Source organism: Metabacillus niabensis (genome assembly GCF_020524345.1).
In the GTDB taxonomy this organism is placed as follows: domain Bacteria; phylum Bacillota; class Bacilli; order Bacillales; family Bacillaceae; genus Metabacillus; species Metabacillus niabensis_B.
This window is the reverse complement of sequence record NZ_JAIVLH010000002.1, coordinates 260,210-277,426: the sequence shown is the minus strand read 5'-3', so window position 1 is coordinate 277,426 and position 17,217 is coordinate 260,210. Positions and strand designations below refer to the sequence as shown.

The window sequence follows — 17,217 nt, the reverse complement described above, 5'->3', positions numbered from 1 at the left end:
TGCGGTGCTCCATTATTAAAAATTCATATTGTCTTATTGCCTGACTAATTTTTAGAAAAAGGAAAAGAGTTGAAAGGTTGTATAAAAATATGCCGATGATAAATCAAGAAACAATATGTATGACAACATCAAAAGTATATGATTGGATCGTTGGACAAATAGACGTACCTAGTAGAACGTATAGAGGGATAGCGGGTCTGGAAAGATTAAATTTTTCATGTGAAGAGATTAGTGAACAAACAGAAGGTGGTCCATTAGTTTCTGAATGCATACCAACGGATGCGGCAGGAAATCCAATTGACCCTCTATTACCTGGTTCAATTATATGTACAGAAATAACACAACCCGGTGGGCGGAGAAACGTTGATGTTATTCTTCCTTCAGGAGAAGCTGCCACTCTTCAAGAAGTAATGACTTTAATAAGCGGACACTATGTAATCGAAATTAGCAACGCTAGTGGTGTCACGTGTACGTCTTCTCCTCAGTCCTTTTCAGTTGTACAAAGATTCCTACTATGTGCACCTGAGGGGACTACTATAAAATGTGATATAAGTGATTTTGAATGTTTTTCTTGTAACTCCTGTAGTTTAGATGGAGAAGGAAATCAACAATTTCAACAATTGGAAGTTTCGATTAGAATTTGTCATAGTCTTCAGGTTGAAAGAAACGTTACTTTATGCATCAATGCAAATATATGTCAACCACGGTCAGCAGAATTAGAAGGTAATTGCCCGCAAATATCTATTCCTCAACAATGCACATTATAGTTTAGTGCAACCTCTATCATGTATAAATAATAAAAAGAGATGTGTCACCAGACGCATCTCTTATCAAAAGAATGAATATCATTATCTAACAGCCACAATTGATTTTCTTTTATATAAGAATGAACCCAATACAAATGTACATACACCCCACAAGACGATAATCCCAATACCCATCCATAGATTGGCAGAAAGGACGCTTGTTTCATACACCATACTTTCCCTTAAACCTTCAACAAAATAAGTAAGAGGAAGAACATTAGATATCGGTTGAATCCATTCCGGCATCGTTTCTATCGGAAAAAATACACCGCTTAGAAACATCATGAGAAAATTCAAAATATTAGCTACACCCATATACGCTTCAGTCGTTTTACTAAAAGAGGAAACAAAATATCCAATTGCTGTAAATGAAAGAGTACCTAGTATAAATACAACTATAAGACTTGGAAAATTGATAAATAAGTTGGCACCGAAGATAAACACACCAATTAAAGATAATAACACGATTTGAACAATACTAAATAGCACACGCATAATCATATCACTTAAACCAAAGTAATTCATATTTGCTGGAGTCATCCGTAGCCTTTTAATTAAGCCTTTTCGGCCCATTTCTACTAAGCCGACCATCCCAAACATCCCGCCTTGAGCAATGGAAAGTGCAATCATTCCAGTTAAGAGAAAATCGGTATATTGTAATTCCGCATTACCTGACGAGATTGATTCAATTTGTAATTCATAAGTTGGTGTTACACCTGCTGCAGTTAGATTTGCTTGTTGAACAAATTGGTTCAGCATTCCGGAGAGCGCTTGTGCTGTAACCCCTTGTTCATCTTCTTTGTTGACAACCAACTGGAGGGAAGAAGCCTCAACAGATTCTGGTAAAACGATGGCAGCATCCACTTCCTGTTCTTTGACCAATTTTTCAGCATCAACTCTTGAAATAGGTTCTTCATTCTCGAATTCAAATATAGGAATTTGTTTAATTTGCTCAAGCAACATCGTAGAAGAAGGATTCGAACTTTCATTAACGATTGCCACATTAGCAGAGAATTCATTGTCATTTCGCCCGCTAAAAATGGACATAAAAATAACCATTAAGATAATAGGAAAAAAGATACCCCAAAACCATGACTGCTTCTCACGAAATGTTAATTTGAGCTGAACCATAAACATTTGCTTAAACTGATTCAAGTTAATCCCTCCATTCCTTCCCTGTAAAGGCAATAAATACATCCTCTAAGCTCATTTCACGAATGGACACTTGTTCTACCTGGTAACTTTTTTCCTTCGTAAATCCAAATAAATCAAATAACGTATTCTCCGGAGCTTTTGTCCACAATTTTAATGATGGACCTTCACGCTCTGTTCGAGTTACAGATTGGAAAGTTTTTGCAAATGAATTAGCTGCCTCTGCCGCTTCCGGACCATCAACGAATGAAAGACGAACTTCTCTTTCTTTCGTTAATTGTTCTATTAGTGCAGAGGGGGTATCCAATGTTACAACTTTCCCTTGGTCAACGATACAAACTCTGTCACTTAGTTTTTCTGCTTCTTCCATATAATGAGTGGTTAATATCGTTGTTTTCCCTAACTCTTTGAGCTGTAAGATGATATCCCAAATGTTGCGCCTTGCCTGTGGATCTAAACCGGTTGTTGGTTCATCAAGGAAGATGATATCAGGATCACTAATCATCGCAAGACCTATTGCAAGCCGCTGCCGTTGGCCACCAGATAACTTCTTTACATAATTTTTTCTGTGGTCTGTTAGATTGATTAGTTCGAGAATTTCATCAGTAGAACGAGCTTTGTCATAAAAGCTTGCAAAAAGATTAACGTTTTCTTCAGGGGTTAATAAATCAAACATGGCACTTGATTGAGGTTGTACTCCGATTTTCTTCTTTATCTCATGACTATTCTTATTCCAAGATAAGTCACCGAAGCTTATTTCTCCAGCATCTGGAGGTACTAATCCTTCAATCATTTCCAGGGTTGTTGTCTTTCCAGCTCCATTAGGGCCAATAATGGTGAATATTTCTCCTGCTTTCACTGAAAAATTAATATCCTGTACTGCATGTATCGATCCAAAAGACTTTTTTAAATTCTTCACCTCTAATACAGTCATGATTTTTCTCCTCCTTTTCGTTAAAATGGCAACCATATAATTTTACGTAAGAAACCTGATAATAGTTTCACTATTTTTAAAATTCTAAACTTAAATTCCGCGACAAATTTATTTTTAACACAGTAGATGCAAAATGGTATATTAATAAGTAGTATACATACGGTTTGTCATTGTACTTTTTTACACGGAGGAAGTCTTATGATTAAAGTAAAAACAGTGAAAATAGATGGTGAGGAGATTCACGTATTCAATAGCGCTATCTTTATTTTTGAAGCAAGTCGTGGATTGACTTTAGAATGTAATATGATTGTGACTGAAATAGTTGTAAAAAAATATCAACGTGAAGAAAACGTCATTGTAGAAATAGAATTGGATGATGGAAGATTGATAAATTTGATTATGAAAGTGAATACAATTCAAGGAGGGCTGCCACAATTACACTTATGCTGTGACCTTGATAACATCGGAGAATATGAGGACTTTGATCGTGTAAACGAACATGATACAAGATTTCCTAATATAGAAGAGGGAATTACTTTAGAAGATATTCGTAAAGTAGAAATGCCGATTGAATCAATCTCCATAAAAGTAAAGCTGCCTATTGATCAGGTCGAATGGTTAAAAAAGCAAAAAAAGAAAGAATTAGAAAAAATGCTTACTGAGTTTATTGAGATGAAAAGGTCCGACTTGCAAGGCTGAAAAGTGTTAAAGGAGCTATTTATTTAATACTTTAAACTGGCTGTAATGTCGACTGATCCTATCGTAATGATAATTTATACATTCTTTACAGAAAAAAATGTTTTCTATTTTGGTACATTTTATGACACATTTTCTTTCCTCCAACATATATTAGCTTCTGTGAGAAATTTTATAAGAAAGGAAAAGTGAATATGAGTAACTATCAAATTAAGGTATCAACAAAGGAAGAATATAAAGGTGGAAATTTTGGATATAAGGTTATAGAAGTTAATGTATCCAATTCGACCGATAATTTATATGCTGTTGTCACTCCTGTTAAAAAAATGTAAAAACACAGAAAAACAATCTTTTATTCATATACATAGAAAGATTGTTTTTTCTTTTTATTATCACCTAAACCAAATGCATAATAGACTGTATCAAAATCCCATAAGAGGGAATATTAAAAAATAAAAAGGAAATAACCATGATTTTACTTTTTTCTTCCATTATTTTGTTTAATTTCATCGCATTTAAATTTGCAAAAAACAGGTTAACATACAATCAAATACTTCATATTTGGTGTTTCACTACTTCCTTCCAGGTGCTTTTTGATTTATTTATGGAGTATAAATATGGAGCATACTGGTATTTTGATAAAGGTGTTGATTGGTTAGGGTTATTAGCACATATATTTTTAATTCCTCCGGTAAATATGATGTTTTTAAATTGGTACCCTTCCAAATCAACTTTAATTAAGCAATTATTGTATATCATCTTTTGGACATGCTTTGTAGTTATCTATGAAATCACTGCTATCTTACCCGAACCAATTGGATTCTTTTATTTAGGCTGGTGGGAGATATGGTATGACATTTTTGTTGCACCTATTCTCTTTGTGATCTTAATAGTATATTTTAAATTAATTTTAATTTTAGAGAAAATGCTTTTAGATAGTAGAAGCACATAAAAAACGTCATTTATTGACGTTTTTTTGTTACTCAAATATCTTTCAAATCCTTTTTAAAATTAAATCCTTTTTCTTGCAACGCTGAACGAAATTTCGGTAGGGAGGAGGGGCCAATTCCGTGCAATGATAAAATTTCTTTTTCAGTATATTGAGCAAGGTCTTCTACAGTCCTAATTTCTTTACTCTCAAGCGCTCGGCGTGCTGGTGCAGAAAGAATGGATAAAAATCCGGTTTCAGGCTTACGCTCTTTTTCGCAGATTGGGCATGTTGGACAATCGCTGCTTTTCTCATATACATGTCCATTTTTACACGTTCGCTTTGTTTTTTTAGAGTTAGTCATTAGAATGGCTCCTTTGATTCAACTGTTTTTTTATTATTTTATCAGATATAACAGTCTTTTTCAGCTGTTAATCAGTATAGACAGAAGATTAACTTAATTTGTAATTTGAAAATAATAATTTAGGTGGTTAATTACCAATAAAAAAGAATTTTCTTAATATATACCAACACTCTCCCTTTTCTTAAAGATAAATTAATATAATATTATTCAAATAAGAAGAAATATATTGATTATTTAGTCAATTAGAAGTACCCTTATAATATCATTCTTGAATTATGTTTAGTGAAGGGAGTTTTGAATGATGAATTTACGTAGCAATATGATTAAAAAGGGCTTTGACCGCGCCCCACATCGCAGTTTACTTCGTGCTGCAGGGGTAAAAGAAGAGGATTTTGATAAACCGTTTATTGCGGTTTGTAATTCATATATTGATATTGTACCTGGTCATGTACATTTACAAGAGTTTGGAAAAATCGTAAAAGATGCTATTCGTGAAGCTGGCGGGGTCCCGTTCGAGTTTAATACGATCGGTGTAGATGATGGAATTGCTATGGGACATATTGGAATGCGTTATTCACTGCCAAGCCGTGAAATCATTGCTGATTCTGTAGAAACTGTTGTATCTGCCCACTGGTTTGACGGAATGGTATGTATTCCAAACTGTGATAAAATTACTCCTGGTATGATGATGGCGGCATTACGTATCAACATTCCAACATTATTTGTTAGTGGCGGTCCAATGAAAGCCGGTGTAACAAGCGATGGTAAGAAAATCTCTCTATCTTCAGTTTTTGAAGGAGTAGGTGCCTTTCAATCTGGTAAACTTGATGAAAAGGGCCTAACAGAACTAGAGCAATTCGGTTGTCCAACTTGTGGATCCTGCTCAGGAATGTTCACAGCTAACTCAATGAACTGTTTAGCGGAAGCGCTTGGACTAGCAATGCCGGGTAACGGGACGATTTTAGCTGTTGATCCAAAACGTAAAGAGTTTGTTAAAGAATCTGCTAAACAATTAATGAATTTAATTAAAGATGATATTAAACCGAGAGATATCGTGACAGAAAAAGCAATTGATAATGCATTTGCACTTGATATGGCACTGGGTGGTTCTACAAATACAGTATTACACACGTTAGCTTTAGCCCATGAGGCTGAAATTGAATATCCAATTCAACGTATTAATGAAGTAGCAGCGCGTGTTCCTCATTTATCTAAGCTTGCGCCTGCTTCTGATCATCATATTGAAGATTTACATGCTGCAGGCGGCGTATCAGCTGCCCTATATGAGCTATCGAAAAAAGAAGGAGCGCTTCATCTTGACACACTAACAGTAACCGGTAAAACATTAGGCGAAAATATTGCCGGCTGTGAGGTAAAGGATCATGAAGTCATCCGACCAATTGACAATCCTCATACAGAAAAAGGCGGACTTGCTGTATTATTCGGTAACCTTGCTCCTGATGGTGCGATCATTAAGACAGGTGGCGTACAAAACGGAATTACTAGTCATGAAGGTCCTGCGATCGTATTCGAATCACAAGAAGAAGCAATCAACGGAATTGCCAATGGAAAAGTAAAAGAAGGACATGTCGTAATTATCCGTTATGAAGGACCAAAAGGCGGTCCGGGAATGCCGGAAATGTTATCTCCAACTTCAATGATCGTAGGTATGGGATTAGGACCAAAAGTAGCACTTGTTACTGATGGCCGTTTCTCAGGTGCATCTCGTGGTCTTTCAATCGGGCATGCTTCACCTGAAGCTGCTGAAGGCGGCCCACTTGCATTCGTTGAAAATGGTGATCATATCGTAATTGACATTGAAAACCGTACAATGGATGTTCAAGTTGATGAAGAGATATGGGCAGAACGTAAAGCAAACTGGAAAGACTTTGAACCTAAAGTGAAAAAAGGGTACTTAGCCCGTTATTCTAAGTTAGTTACTTCTGCAAGTACTGGCGGAATTATGAAAATTTAAAGATAAATACAGAAAAACCATATAAACAGATTGGGGTTGGAAGCTGAAACTTCCAACCCCTTACTTTTGTATACGTTCATAAAAACCTAATGCTAATAAATTCAATATATAATTAGAAACATTTGTTAGACACGGGCAAATGAGATGCATTTTTACAGAGAGCAAATCAGTCAGACTTGCATTTTATGAAAGAACTTATTGAAGCAGGCAATGTAAAACCTGTAATTGATCGTTGCTATAAGCTCGGTGAAATAACTCAAGCATTTAACTATTTTGCTGAAGGGCATGCTCGTGGAAAGATCTTATTGACAATTAAGAAAAGGAAACACTAAAAGTGGAACCAATTTAACTTGAAATGGTTCCACTTTTTTTCGTAGAAGATAAGAACAAATTATTTTAAACAATTATGTATTTACTAAAAACTTAGAAAGAATGATACTATATGTGAACAGGATATCATATAGACCCCTGATAAATTAACCTGATTTTTTATCTTACTGAATTAATTAATTTTTAAACACATGTTGTCCAATAACTACAGCCGTTTCTCTAGAATCTAGCCAGCGATTTGTAGCAATATCAGGGTTATAAAAAAATAATGAGTCTTTAGCAATTTTCCTCATATCAGATAAAGCTGCGAAGACAGCTCTTCTAGATTCCTTGTCAGCCGGTTTGTTAATTTCACCATTTGAGACAGGTTGGAATTGCCCACTTTGATAGATAACATCTCTAATTGTATCCGGGAATTTCGGACTATCTACACGATTTAATACTACACTGGCAACTGCAACTTTACCTTCAAAAGGTTCAGATTGAGCCTCAGCTCGTACAATTCTTGCTAATAAATCTATGTCAGCTTCTGAAATATTTACTTTACTGGAGATAGTTTCCCCACGACTCGCTACAGCTGGTCGATCTTTTTTATCTTTATCTATAGAAATCTCTTGTCCCACATAAATGAGATCGAGGTTTTTCACCTGTGGATTTGCTGAAGCTAATTCGGAAAGTGACATACCATTTTCTCTTGCTATTTTTGACATTGTATCTCCTTTTTGCACAGTATAAGCGAAAATAGGTTCAGCCGATAAAAGAGTGAAAAGTAATGTTAGTAAAAAAATTAGTTTTTTCAAAATTTGTCCTCCTAGACGATTTCTTTTTTGAACTCTTGTCTCATTCCATACCTATGTGATAAAAAATCCGAATAGTGTTACAATTTGTTTACATAGACATTACAAGAAGCTCGAAATATCTTAATATAGGAAGAAATAGGAAATTTCATGTAGTCTTTTTGGATAAGACTCTCTATGAAACATATACTTTTGTAATTTCATATCTAAAAAGGGGGATGAGACAGTGGATTTAAAAAATCTGGAATTAGCTAAAAATTTACGTCATGAACTTCATCAACATCCTGAACTCTCTAATCATGAGGTATGGACAAAAAGTCATATAATCCAATTCTTAAAAACATATACTTCGCTAGAAATTGTCGACAAAGGTCAATGGTTTTATGCGGTGTATAGAGCTGGTGAAAAGAGAAGAAATATCGCATTTCGAGCAGATTTTGATGCTCTGCCGATTGATGAAACGATAGATATTGCACATGCTTCTAAATATCCCGGTATCTCACATAAATGTGGACATGATGGTCATGCTGCATGCCTAGTTGGCTTCGCTCTAGAGGTTGACCAAAAGGGAGCAGATAAAAATATCTTTTTTCTCTTTCAGCATGCAGAAGAAACTGGAGAAGGTGCAATTCAATGTGTCCCATTTTTAAAAGAGAATAACATAGAAGAAATATATGCCTTTCACAATATGAGTGGAATGACATTAAATTCGGTTTATGTAATTGACGGAACGGCACATTGCGCATCAAAGGGAATGACCATTCTCATGGAAGGCACACCTGCACATGCAAGCCAGCCTGAAGATGGAGTCAATCCTGCTTATGCTATAGCAAGAATGATTGAATCAATTCAAGATCTTACTTCCTCAAATAGGTATCAAGGAATGGTATTATGTACAGTGGTGCATGTTAATATCGGAGAAAAAGCCTTTGGTATTGCAGCAAGTAAAGGGAGCTTAATGCTTACATTACGTGCTTATTATGAAGAAGAACTTATACAACTAGAAAAAAACATTGAAAAGTTAACACTTTCTCTAGCCAAACAATTTGGACTAAAACCAAGTTTCTCATACACTGATATGTTTCCTGAAACGGTAAATCATAAAGAAAGCTCAGATAAAATCAGATCTATATGTGAAAAGAAAGAAATTCACCTCGTTGAAATGAAGGAAGGATTTCGTGCATCAGAAGATTTTGGTCATTATTTAAAGGTAACAAAAGGGGCTATTTGCTATATTGGCAATGGGGAAGACTATCCTCATATACATACTGTTCAATATGATTTTCATGATGGAATTATCGAGACAGCAGTAGAGCTATTTAAAGGTCTAGCGCAAATATAAAAACTATATATACATTCTAAAAATGATAAAAGTCTTTCCAGACTGTACCTATAAATTGTATGGGGAATTAACCAAGGCCATTATGTAACATTGCAAAATTATAACTACATAAACCACAACATTTCTTCTCATATAATATGATAAAATATCTACAACAATGTTATTAGACAAATCAAGGGGTGAGCATTTTGGCAAACATAAAATATGAAATTCAGCAAAGTTTTGGAGTCATTTCTGAAGGTGCAAAAGGTTGGAAAAAAGAATTAAATTTAATAAGTTGGAACAACAGAGACTCCAAATATGATCTAAGAGATTGGGATGAACTACATGAGAAAATGGGGAAAGGGCTAACACTGTCAAAGGATGAATTAATTAAATTGAGAGATCTACTAAATTCGATGGAATTATGAAAAGGAACCGTTCAAAAGGTTCCTTTTTTGATACAAATTTTCGTTATTAATGATTTCTGTTCTATAGACTTATGATATATACGCTGATAAAATTGATAGGTATATTTTTTCATAATAATTATTTGACGTTGGAGGCTTAAATGCAAACATGATCAAGACATTAAAAGCAAAATTATTTCTTTCTCTTCTATTAGTATCAATCGTCCCATTACTAATAGTTAGTATTGTACTTTATATAAATACAAATCAGGGATATGATACGATACTAAAAAATGAACAAGCTGATAATGTGGAATCGATTTCTAATCAACTGAACACTTCTTCAACAGAACTTCTTGAGTTAACAAAATACTATGCTAATCAGCCAGACGTAATTGAGGTTTTTAAACAAGGTGACCGAGAAAAGATGGCTGTGTTAATTAAATCTACATTTGAGCGGCTGCAACGAGAACATCAGTTAGATGTCTTCGAGGTTGGAGATGCAAATGGCTATGTGTTTTTTAGAGGTCATAACCCGGAAAAGTATGGAGATGACAAAAGTGATAAACCTGTCATACAAGCATCATTGGGAGGAAAGGAATTAGCTGGTTTTGAATTTGGAACAAGTGGTTTAGGAGTGAGAGCATTTGTTCCTATTATGGATAACAGTGAAGTAATAGGTACATTGCAAACAGGAGTAGATGAAAAAGTAATCGAAGATATCACACAATCCATGAAGGGTATTAGATTATCCATTTCAAATATTGAAGGTGAAATTTTAGTAGCATCTCATGAAAAATATGTAGGTGGGAAGATAGATAATTCATTCATCCTTAATAAAGTTTTGAATGGCGAGGAAGTTTCAAGTGAAGATAAAGAAAATTCAGAATACTATATGCCGCTTTTTGACCCTACAAAAACGGATGTTATCGGTGTTATCCAAATCGTTCAAGACATCAGTATGATCCATCAGATGAATAATCAAGCGTTATTATTCCTTGCTATTACTGCTATAACCACTCTTATTATTGTGATATTCATCGCAATGTTATTAAGTAGAAGCTTTTCAGAACCAATCAAAGATATAACGAACTTTATGGGTGAACTTGCTAAAGGTAACCTGAAAAGTACATTGAAAAATAATAAGAGAACCGATGAAATTGGACAACTGTCCCACTCAGTTGTTGTGACACAGTCTAGTATGAGGGAGATGTTACAAAAGATTTCAACCCTATCATCAACGGTTTTACAGCAATCTACTGCAATGAAAGAGGCTTGTATAGAAATAAATGAGGGTAGTGATCAAATTGCTACAACTATGCAGGAAATTGCAATGGGATCCGAAGAACAAGCAAGTAGTTCCTCAAACTTATCACAACAAATGGATATTTTTGCGGATGGTATTAAGCAAGCAAATGAAGATGGTGCCATGGTACAAACATCATCATCTGATGTCCTAAACATCACAAAACAGGGCGAGAGCCTAATGAATGAGTCTATTCAGCAAATGGACGCATTATTTCAGATTATGAACCAAGCTGTTCAAAAAGTCGATAGACTTGAACAGCAATCTATAGAAATATCGAAAATTGTCACTGTTATTCAAGCAATCTCAAATCAAACAAATCTATTAGCATTAAATGCTGCAATTGAAGCAGCAAGGGCAGGAGAAGGCGGAAGAGGGTTTGCTGTTGTTGCAAATGAAGTTCGAAAACTGGCCGAACAAGTATCAAACTCAATTTTAGATATAACGACGATCGTCTCGAATATTCAATCTGAATCCACCAGTGTGATTGAAGCACTGACCAATGGCTATAAACAAGTTGAGATTGGATCAAATCAACTACAGCAAACAGGAAAAGCTTTTTATGAAATAAATGAATCTGTGTTAAGTATGGCTAATAAAGTGAAACATATAACGACACAGCTTTCAGATATTACATATCATAGTCAACATATAAATCAATCCATTGACAATATTGCTTCGGTATCGCAAGAATCAGCTGCAAGCATTGAAGAAACTAGTGCAACTGTTCAACAAACAAACAGTTCTATAGATCTTCTCTCTAGAAATGCAAATTCTCTTGAACAGCTTTCAGAAGAATTACAAAACATGGTCAAAACCTTTCATATATGATTGGATGAAGGCACACCATTGCGGTGAGTGCCTTTTCTTATTTGAGATATCGAAAAAGTGCTTGTACTTAGGTTATGAAGTCATGTACATACTGAAAAACCCACCAAAATTTTAATAGATGGGCTATATTTAAGCGGCTAACAATCCAAGTCTTTATCAATTACTAAATTTTCCTCTCGGGTATGCTTAATGTATGCTCTTAATTTGGCTAACTAGTCTTTTAGAACACATCACATAATATGGTGAAGAGGCTTATGAATTATTTGTGGTTGTCTTCTCTCCACATGTTCCTGAAAATGGAACACACATTTCCGTATCGGGACAAAATCCAGGGTTTTCACTGCATAACGCCTGGGTAAACACAGGATTTTGTTTACTAAGGAATTTAAAATAGCAAACAATCTCATGATTTCGAACGGGTAAGCTATTCAACTGGAAAGAAAGTGGAACTTTCATTTCTACATGTCGATAGAATAATCCGTTCTTTATAAATGGTGGTGAATAGACGTTATCCGGCAAAGTAGGAATTATATCATGGATGTTAACTATACGAAAACTATTCCTTACGGTTTTGTTGAACTTGGAGGCAAAGTAAGGGTCTCCAACACGTGGACTGCCATACGTATAAACGAAGGGATGTTTAAATTGGGTGTTCACGGCAAAATCAAAAGCAGCTAAAACTGCCAAAGCTCCTCCTAAACTATGGCCAGCAATATATAGTTTTTTAGTTGAAGATAGCACGGACAACTCTCTAAATAATTGGTTCCTTGTTGATAGATAAATACATGTAAATCCGCGATGGGTTTTTCCTGCATTTTTGACATAAGGATATGGTACTTGATATAAATCTTGGTCCGATTCATTGTCTTCAAAAGTTCGTGTTCCTCTAAAAACAACTATAATTCTATCTTGTGATTCTGCAATAAAACCAAATATTTCCTCTTTCGGTTCCTCAACACCTGCTAAACCGCGAATAATATATCGAAGGTTAAATCCTTCTGGTAAGATTATCTTTTCCCCTTCAAAAAGTTCATATGACTGAGCGATCATGGCTGAAAGCAATATGGCATCATCAATGCTATATATTCTTTGTTTACTTGCGATTTTCATCTATGCAGCAACTCCTTTCTTCATATTCAATACATGAGACGCTAGCATGTTCCACGAAAAGGAACACACAGTTCTGTATCGGGACAAAATCCAGGGTTTTCGCTGCATAATGCATTGGCGAAAGCAGGATTTAGTTTTCTAAGGGCTCTAAAATAACAGGCAATCGCATCATTACGCGGTGTATTATTTAACTGAAAAGAGATTGGATACTTTGTTTTTACATGCTGATAATACAATCCTTTCTCCGTAAAAGGAGGTGGATACTTTTTTGCTGGGAAAGTTGGAAAAGAGTCATGAATATTGACAATTCGTATACTATTTTTTACTACTTGGTTGAATCGGGAAGCAAAGACACGGTCTCCGATACGTGGACTTCCATACGTATACACGAAAGGATTCTTAAACCCGGTGTTCACTGCAATATCTAGAGCAGCTAACGTTGCCAAAGCACCTCCGTAGTTGTGTCCGGTAACATACAGCTTTTTTGATGTAGAAAGTTTGTTTAATTGTCTGATAATATTGTTTCTTGTTGATTGATAAAGACATGTAAATCCACGGGAGGTTTTTCCTCCATTTATAACATAGGGATAGGGAACTTGAAATATGTCATAGGACGCTAAAAGATCCTTAGGATATGCAGCATATCCTCGAAACGCTATAATGATTTGATCTTGAGACTCAGCTATAAAACCGATTACTTCTTCCGTAGGATTCTCAACGTCAGCAAAAGCGCGAATTGTATATTGAAGTTTATAGCCTTTTGGTAAGATTAAATTTTCTTTTTCAAAAAGTTTATATGTCTGAGAGCACATTGCTGCAAGTAATATTGCAGCATTCCTTTTAAAAATATAATTTTTGTATGAAAGAACCATATATACAATCCCTTTCCTAATGTAGACAGTTATTAATTCTACGGTAACATATGTATTAATATCATGAATTGCTAATGATTTATTAGAGTGGGGATACGTAAAGAACCGGGAAAGTTACCTAATTAACCACATACTCAAAATTCTCATAGTTTGAGAAATCCGAGTTTTGTTGACACTTTAAGAAAGAAGTAAATAGGAAGTGCTTCGTATATCGTTAATTCTCGTCTATAGAACAAAAACGAACCGGTTTTCCTTTAATGAGGTAAAAATCCTGTTCGAAATTTGCTTATGGAGATTTCTGATGATAGAAGAATAAAACATTTTAAATATTCCGAAAAAATAAAATTTTATATACATCAATGCAATATTTGGAATATAATGATAGAAAAAGTTACTTGGATCATATAAGGGAGAGGAATAAATTGGGGTTTTTACATACATTATCAAAGCTGGTAATGGAAGAACGAAAGATTACTCCTCAACTAAGAGAAAAGCAGGACAAAAGAGTTGAACTAGAAAACAGTTGTATGGAGTTTGTTGATGACTTTTCAAGAAAGAAAGTCATTGAGATAGATGCTTTACATAGCAAAGGAAGCCATCTTGTTAGAAAAATGACCATTCATGTAAAACATTATAATCTTGGAAAAAGTTCAAAAAGTGAATTAAAAAAAGCTTTTATAGAAGCAGAACATTCCCTTAAGGAAAAATTACTTGGTGAGCAAGGAGCGTCTATGGTTTTAAGTTATAAAGAAAGAAAAACAATCAGCAAAATCTATCATGATAAACTGGATTTATTAAAGAAAGAAACAGGAACATTTTAAATAAACCCTATGTAGAAAAAGAATCCGTCTAAAAACAGATTCTTTTTTTTGTGCAAAACAAGATTTTATTTTCCCTATTCAAAATCATGAAACGAGGAAGTGTAAAGAGTAAGAAGAGTCTAAACTTTTCAACTTATATTTTTTCAAGGTTTTTTAGTTGATATGTTAAACTTGCTGTGGCATTGTAGGATAATCCCTCTGCTAATTAACCAAACTAATATGTGTCATACTCTTTACTCTAAAAAACCAAATACTACTGGGAGGTACATCACATGAAAAAGTTATATTTGAGTCTTTTGGCTGCAACTTTACTTTTCCTATTAGCTGCTTGTGGAGGAAATCAGGATAATGCAAACGGAAAAACAGATTCACAAGATGCCGCTGAGAAAGAAGTTCTTAAAGTTGGTACTGAAGGAACATATGCACCATTTACATTTCATAATGAAGAAGGAGAACTAACTGGATATGACGTTGAAGTAATCAAAGAAGTTGCCAAGCGCATGGGTGTTGAAGTGAAATTTATGGAGACACAATGGGATTCAATGTTTGCTGGTTTAAACTCAAACCGTTTTGATTTAATCGCGAATCAGGTGGGAATTAATGAGGAACGCTTAGCCAATTATGACTTTTCGAATCCTTATACATATTCTTCATCTGTCATTGTTACAAAAGCAGATAACAATGATATTAACACGTTTGAGGAATTAAAAGGGAAGAAATCAGCACAATCGTTAACAAGTAATTATGGTGCAATTGCTGAAGAAAATGGAGCAGAGATTGTTGGAGTAGAAGGCCTTGCACAATCAATTGAATTAATTAAACAGGGTCGTGCTGAGGTAACAGTAAATGATAAATTAGCTGTTTTAGATTACATGAAATCACAAAACGATAAAAATATAAAAATTGTAGTAGAGTCTGATGATGTATCCGAAATGGCATTCACATTTAATAAAGGAAATGAAGGGCTGATAGAAAAGGTTAATAAACAATTAGAAGCAATGAAAGAAGATGGCACATTAACAAAAATTTCCGAAGAATGGTTTGGCGAAGATGTATCTGCAAAGTAATACAATAACAGCTGATATGGGAGGTTGGGAGTTATTTTTCAACTCTCTTCTCCCTATGATTACAGGAGCCATTCAATACACGATCCCACTTACATTAATATCATTTACCGGTGGTATGATTTTAGCGCTTATTACTGCGATGATGAGGATATCAAAATCACGTATTTTACAGGTACCTGCAGCTGTGTATGTTTCTGCAATCCGTGGAACACCTTTGCTTGTGCAATTATTCATCATTTTTTACGGCTTACCTAACTTGGGCGTTAATCTTGATCCGTTTATTAGTGCCATAATAGCTTTTGTCTTAAATGTAGGTGCCTATGGATCAGAAATCTTACGGGCTTCTATTCTCTCTATTCAAAAAGGACAGTGGGAGGCTGCTTATACGATAGGAATGACGAGATGGCAGGCACTTTATCGTATCATTCTTCCGCAAGCAGCAAGAGTTTCTGTACCGCCACTATCTAATTCATTTATTAGTTTAGTAAAAGATACGTCACTTGCTTCACTTGTGTTAGTAGCTGAATTATTTCGAAAAGCACAGGAGATTGCAGCAAGGACATATGATTTTTTGCTTTTGTATGTTGAAGCAGCACTTATTTATTGGGTTATTTGCTTTCTTTTATCACTCGTTCAAATCGCAATAGAAAAACGTCTGGATCGTTATGTAGCTAAATAAGGGAGGTGTAAAGCTTGTATTTATCAATAAAAGGGTTGGCAAAATCATTTGGAGAAAATGAAGTACTAAAAGATGTGAATGTTGACATTCAAAAAGGTGAAGTATTATCGATTATCGGTCCTTCAGGATCAGGTAAAACGACCTTACTTCGTTGTTTTAATGGGCTGGAGGATCCTGATAAAGGGGTTTTTACCTTTCATGATGGGCAAACTTTAAATTTTGAAGAAAAAATTCACAAACGAGATATGGTACAATTCAGCAGAAGATCAGGGATGGTTTTTCAAGCTTATCACCTATTCCCTCATAAAACTGCATTGGAAAATGTAATGGAAGGCCCTATTATTGTTCAAAAACGAAAGAAAGCTGAAGTCAGACAGGAAGCTGAAATACTCCTTGAAAAAGTAGGGTTAAAAGATAAATTGAATTTTTATCCCCATCAGTTATCAGGTGGACAGCAGCAGAGAGTAGGTATTGCCAGGGCATTAGCATTAAAGCCGGAATTGATGTTATTTGATGAACCAACATCGGCTTTAGATCCTGAATTAATTGGAGAAGTTTTAACTGTAATGAAAGACTTAGTCAAGGAAAATTGGACAATGATTATCGTCACTCATGAAATTCAATTTGCTGGTGAAGTATCAGATAAAGTGTTATTTATGGATGGTGGATACATCATTGAACAAGGCACACCAGATGAGGTACTTAAGTCACCTAAAGAAGAGAGAACTAAAAGATTCTTACAAAGAATTTTACATCCTTCAATTGAGGTGTAGGCTGAATATTTGGATAAGGATTGCTTCCATCATCCTTATCTTCAT

18 protein-coding genes and 1 pseudogene are annotated in these 17,217 nt (G+C 34.9%); 13 read left to right on the top strand and 6 right to left on the bottom strand.

From position 1 onward, the window contains the following. Positions 1-95 precede the first annotated feature (95 nt). Positions 96-767, top strand: a complete 672-nt coding sequence (locus LC095_RS04360; protein ID WP_226526992.1) for a hypothetical protein — start codon at positions 96-98, stop codon at positions 765-767. An 81-nt stretch (positions 768-848) separates the two neighbouring features. On the opposite strand, the gene LC095_RS04355 is transcribed toward LC095_RS04360, so the two are convergent. Together LC095_RS04355 and LC095_RS04350 are read right to left on the bottom strand one after the other, a co-directional pair. Next, entirely contained in the window at positions 849-1,961 is a 1,113-nt protein-coding gene (locus LC095_RS04355) for an ABC transporter permease (RefSeq protein ID WP_226526991.1), read from the bottom strand. Position 1,962: 1 nt separating this feature from the next. After that, on the bottom strand, positions 1,963-2,892 hold the full coding sequence (locus tag LC095_RS04350) for an ABC transporter ATP-binding protein (protein WP_226526990.1): 930 nt from the start codon (positions 2,890-2,892) through the stop codon (positions 1,963-1,965). Positions 2,893-3,090: 198 nt separating this feature from the next. On the opposite strand from LC095_RS04350, the gene LC095_RS04345 reads away from it, so the two are divergent. The 3 genes from LC095_RS04345 (at position 3,091) to LC095_RS04335 (ending at position 4,540) form a co-directional block, all read left to right on the top strand. Further along, entirely contained in the window at positions 3,091-3,591 is a 501-nt protein-coding gene (locus LC095_RS04345) for a hypothetical protein (protein WP_226526989.1), read from the top strand. Between the two features lie 191 nt (positions 3,592-3,782). After that, positions 3,783-3,920, top strand: a complete 138-nt coding sequence (locus LC095_RS04340) for a hypothetical protein (RefSeq protein ID WP_226526988.1) — start codon at positions 3,783-3,785, stop codon at positions 3,918-3,920. 272 nt (positions 3,921-4,192) lie between these two features. After that, positions 4,193-4,540 (top strand): hypothetical protein, encoded by a 348-nt coding sequence (locus LC095_RS04335; protein WP_319005755.1) that lies wholly within the window; start codon positions 4,193-4,195, stop codon positions 4,538-4,540. A 31-nt stretch (positions 4,541-4,571) separates the two neighbouring features. Here LC095_RS04335 and LC095_RS04330 read toward each other — a convergent pair whose 3' ends face one another. Continuing rightward, complete coding sequence (locus tag LC095_RS04330; RefSeq protein ID WP_226526986.1) at positions 4,572-4,880, bottom strand: RNA polymerase alpha subunit C-terminal domain-containing protein; 309 nt, start codon at positions 4,878-4,880, stop codon at positions 4,572-4,574. 298 nt (positions 4,881-5,178) lie between these two features. Here LC095_RS04330 and ilvD point away from each other — a divergent pair, with 298 nt between their 5' ends. Both ilvD and LC095_RS04320 read left to right on the top strand, forming a co-directional pair. After that, positions 5,179-6,855, top strand: a complete 1,677-nt coding sequence (gene ilvD, locus LC095_RS04325; RefSeq protein WP_226526985.1) for a dihydroxy-acid dehydratase — start codon at positions 5,179-5,181, stop codon at positions 6,853-6,855. A gap of 167 nt (positions 6,856-7,022) precedes the next feature. Then, positions 7,023-7,187: pseudogene (locus tag LC095_RS04320) on the top strand (zinc-binding dehydrogenase); the annotation flags it as partial. A 174-nt stretch (positions 7,188-7,361) separates the two neighbouring features. Here the strand turns inward: LC095_RS04320 and LC095_RS04315 are convergent. After that, a complete protein-coding gene (locus LC095_RS04315) occupies positions 7,362-7,985 on the bottom strand; it encodes a cell wall hydrolase (protein ID WP_226526983.1) in 624 nt (207 codons plus the stop codon). A gap of 223 nt (positions 7,986-8,208) precedes the next feature. Here LC095_RS04315 and LC095_RS04310 point away from each other — a divergent pair, with 223 nt between their 5' ends. From LC095_RS04310 to LC095_RS04300, 3 genes are all read left to right on the top strand, one after another. Next, on the top strand, positions 8,209-9,324 hold the full coding sequence (locus LC095_RS04310; RefSeq protein ID WP_226526982.1) for an amidohydrolase: 1,116 nt from the start codon (positions 8,209-8,211) through the stop codon (positions 9,322-9,324). 188 nt (positions 9,325-9,512) lie between these two features. Next, a complete protein-coding gene (locus tag LC095_RS04305) occupies positions 9,513-9,734 on the top strand; it encodes a YdbC family protein (protein WP_226526981.1) in 222 nt (73 codons plus the stop codon). Between the two features lie 148 nt (positions 9,735-9,882). Continuing rightward, a complete protein-coding gene (locus tag LC095_RS04300) occupies positions 9,883-11,850 on the top strand; it encodes a methyl-accepting chemotaxis protein (protein WP_226526980.1) in 1,968 nt (655 codons plus the stop codon). 252 nt (positions 11,851-12,102) lie between these two features. On the opposite strand, the gene LC095_RS04295 is transcribed toward LC095_RS04300, so the two are convergent. After that, on the bottom strand, positions 12,103-12,960 hold the full coding sequence (locus LC095_RS04295; protein ID WP_226526979.1) for a lipase family protein: 858 nt from the start codon (positions 12,958-12,960) through the stop codon (positions 12,103-12,105). A 41-nt stretch (positions 12,961-13,001) separates the two neighbouring features. Further along, positions 13,002-13,832 (bottom strand): lipase family protein, encoded by an 831-nt coding sequence (locus tag LC095_RS04290; RefSeq protein WP_226526978.1) that lies wholly within the window; start codon positions 13,830-13,832, stop codon positions 13,002-13,004. A gap of 422 nt (positions 13,833-14,254) precedes the next feature. On the opposite strand from LC095_RS04290, the gene LC095_RS04285 reads away from it, so the two are divergent. The 4 genes from LC095_RS04285 to LC095_RS04270 all read left to right on the top strand — a co-directional run bounded on the left by LC095_RS04285 (position 14,255) and on the right by LC095_RS04270 (position 17,172). After that, entirely contained in the window at positions 14,255-14,653 is a 399-nt protein-coding gene (locus LC095_RS04285) for a hypothetical protein (RefSeq protein WP_226526977.1), read from the top strand. A gap of 272 nt (positions 14,654-14,925) precedes the next feature. Further along, positions 14,926-15,720, top strand: a complete 795-nt coding sequence (locus LC095_RS04280; RefSeq protein ID WP_226526976.1) for an amino acid ABC transporter substrate-binding protein — start codon at positions 14,926-14,928, stop codon at positions 15,718-15,720. Continuing rightward, the gene (locus tag LC095_RS04275) at positions 15,704-16,399 is read left to right on the top strand and encodes an amino acid ABC transporter permease (protein WP_319005760.1); all 696 of its coding nucleotides are present in this window, start codon (positions 15,704-15,706) and stop codon (positions 16,397-16,399) included. The genes LC095_RS04280 and LC095_RS04275 overlap by 17 nt, the downstream gene beginning before the upstream one ends. Before the next feature lie 14 nt (positions 16,400-16,413). Next, positions 16,414-17,172, top strand: coding sequence for an amino acid ABC transporter ATP-binding protein (locus LC095_RS04270; protein ID WP_226526975.1), 759 nt, complete (start codon positions 16,414-16,416; stop codon positions 17,170-17,172). Positions 17,173-17,217: the final 45 nt, after the last annotated feature.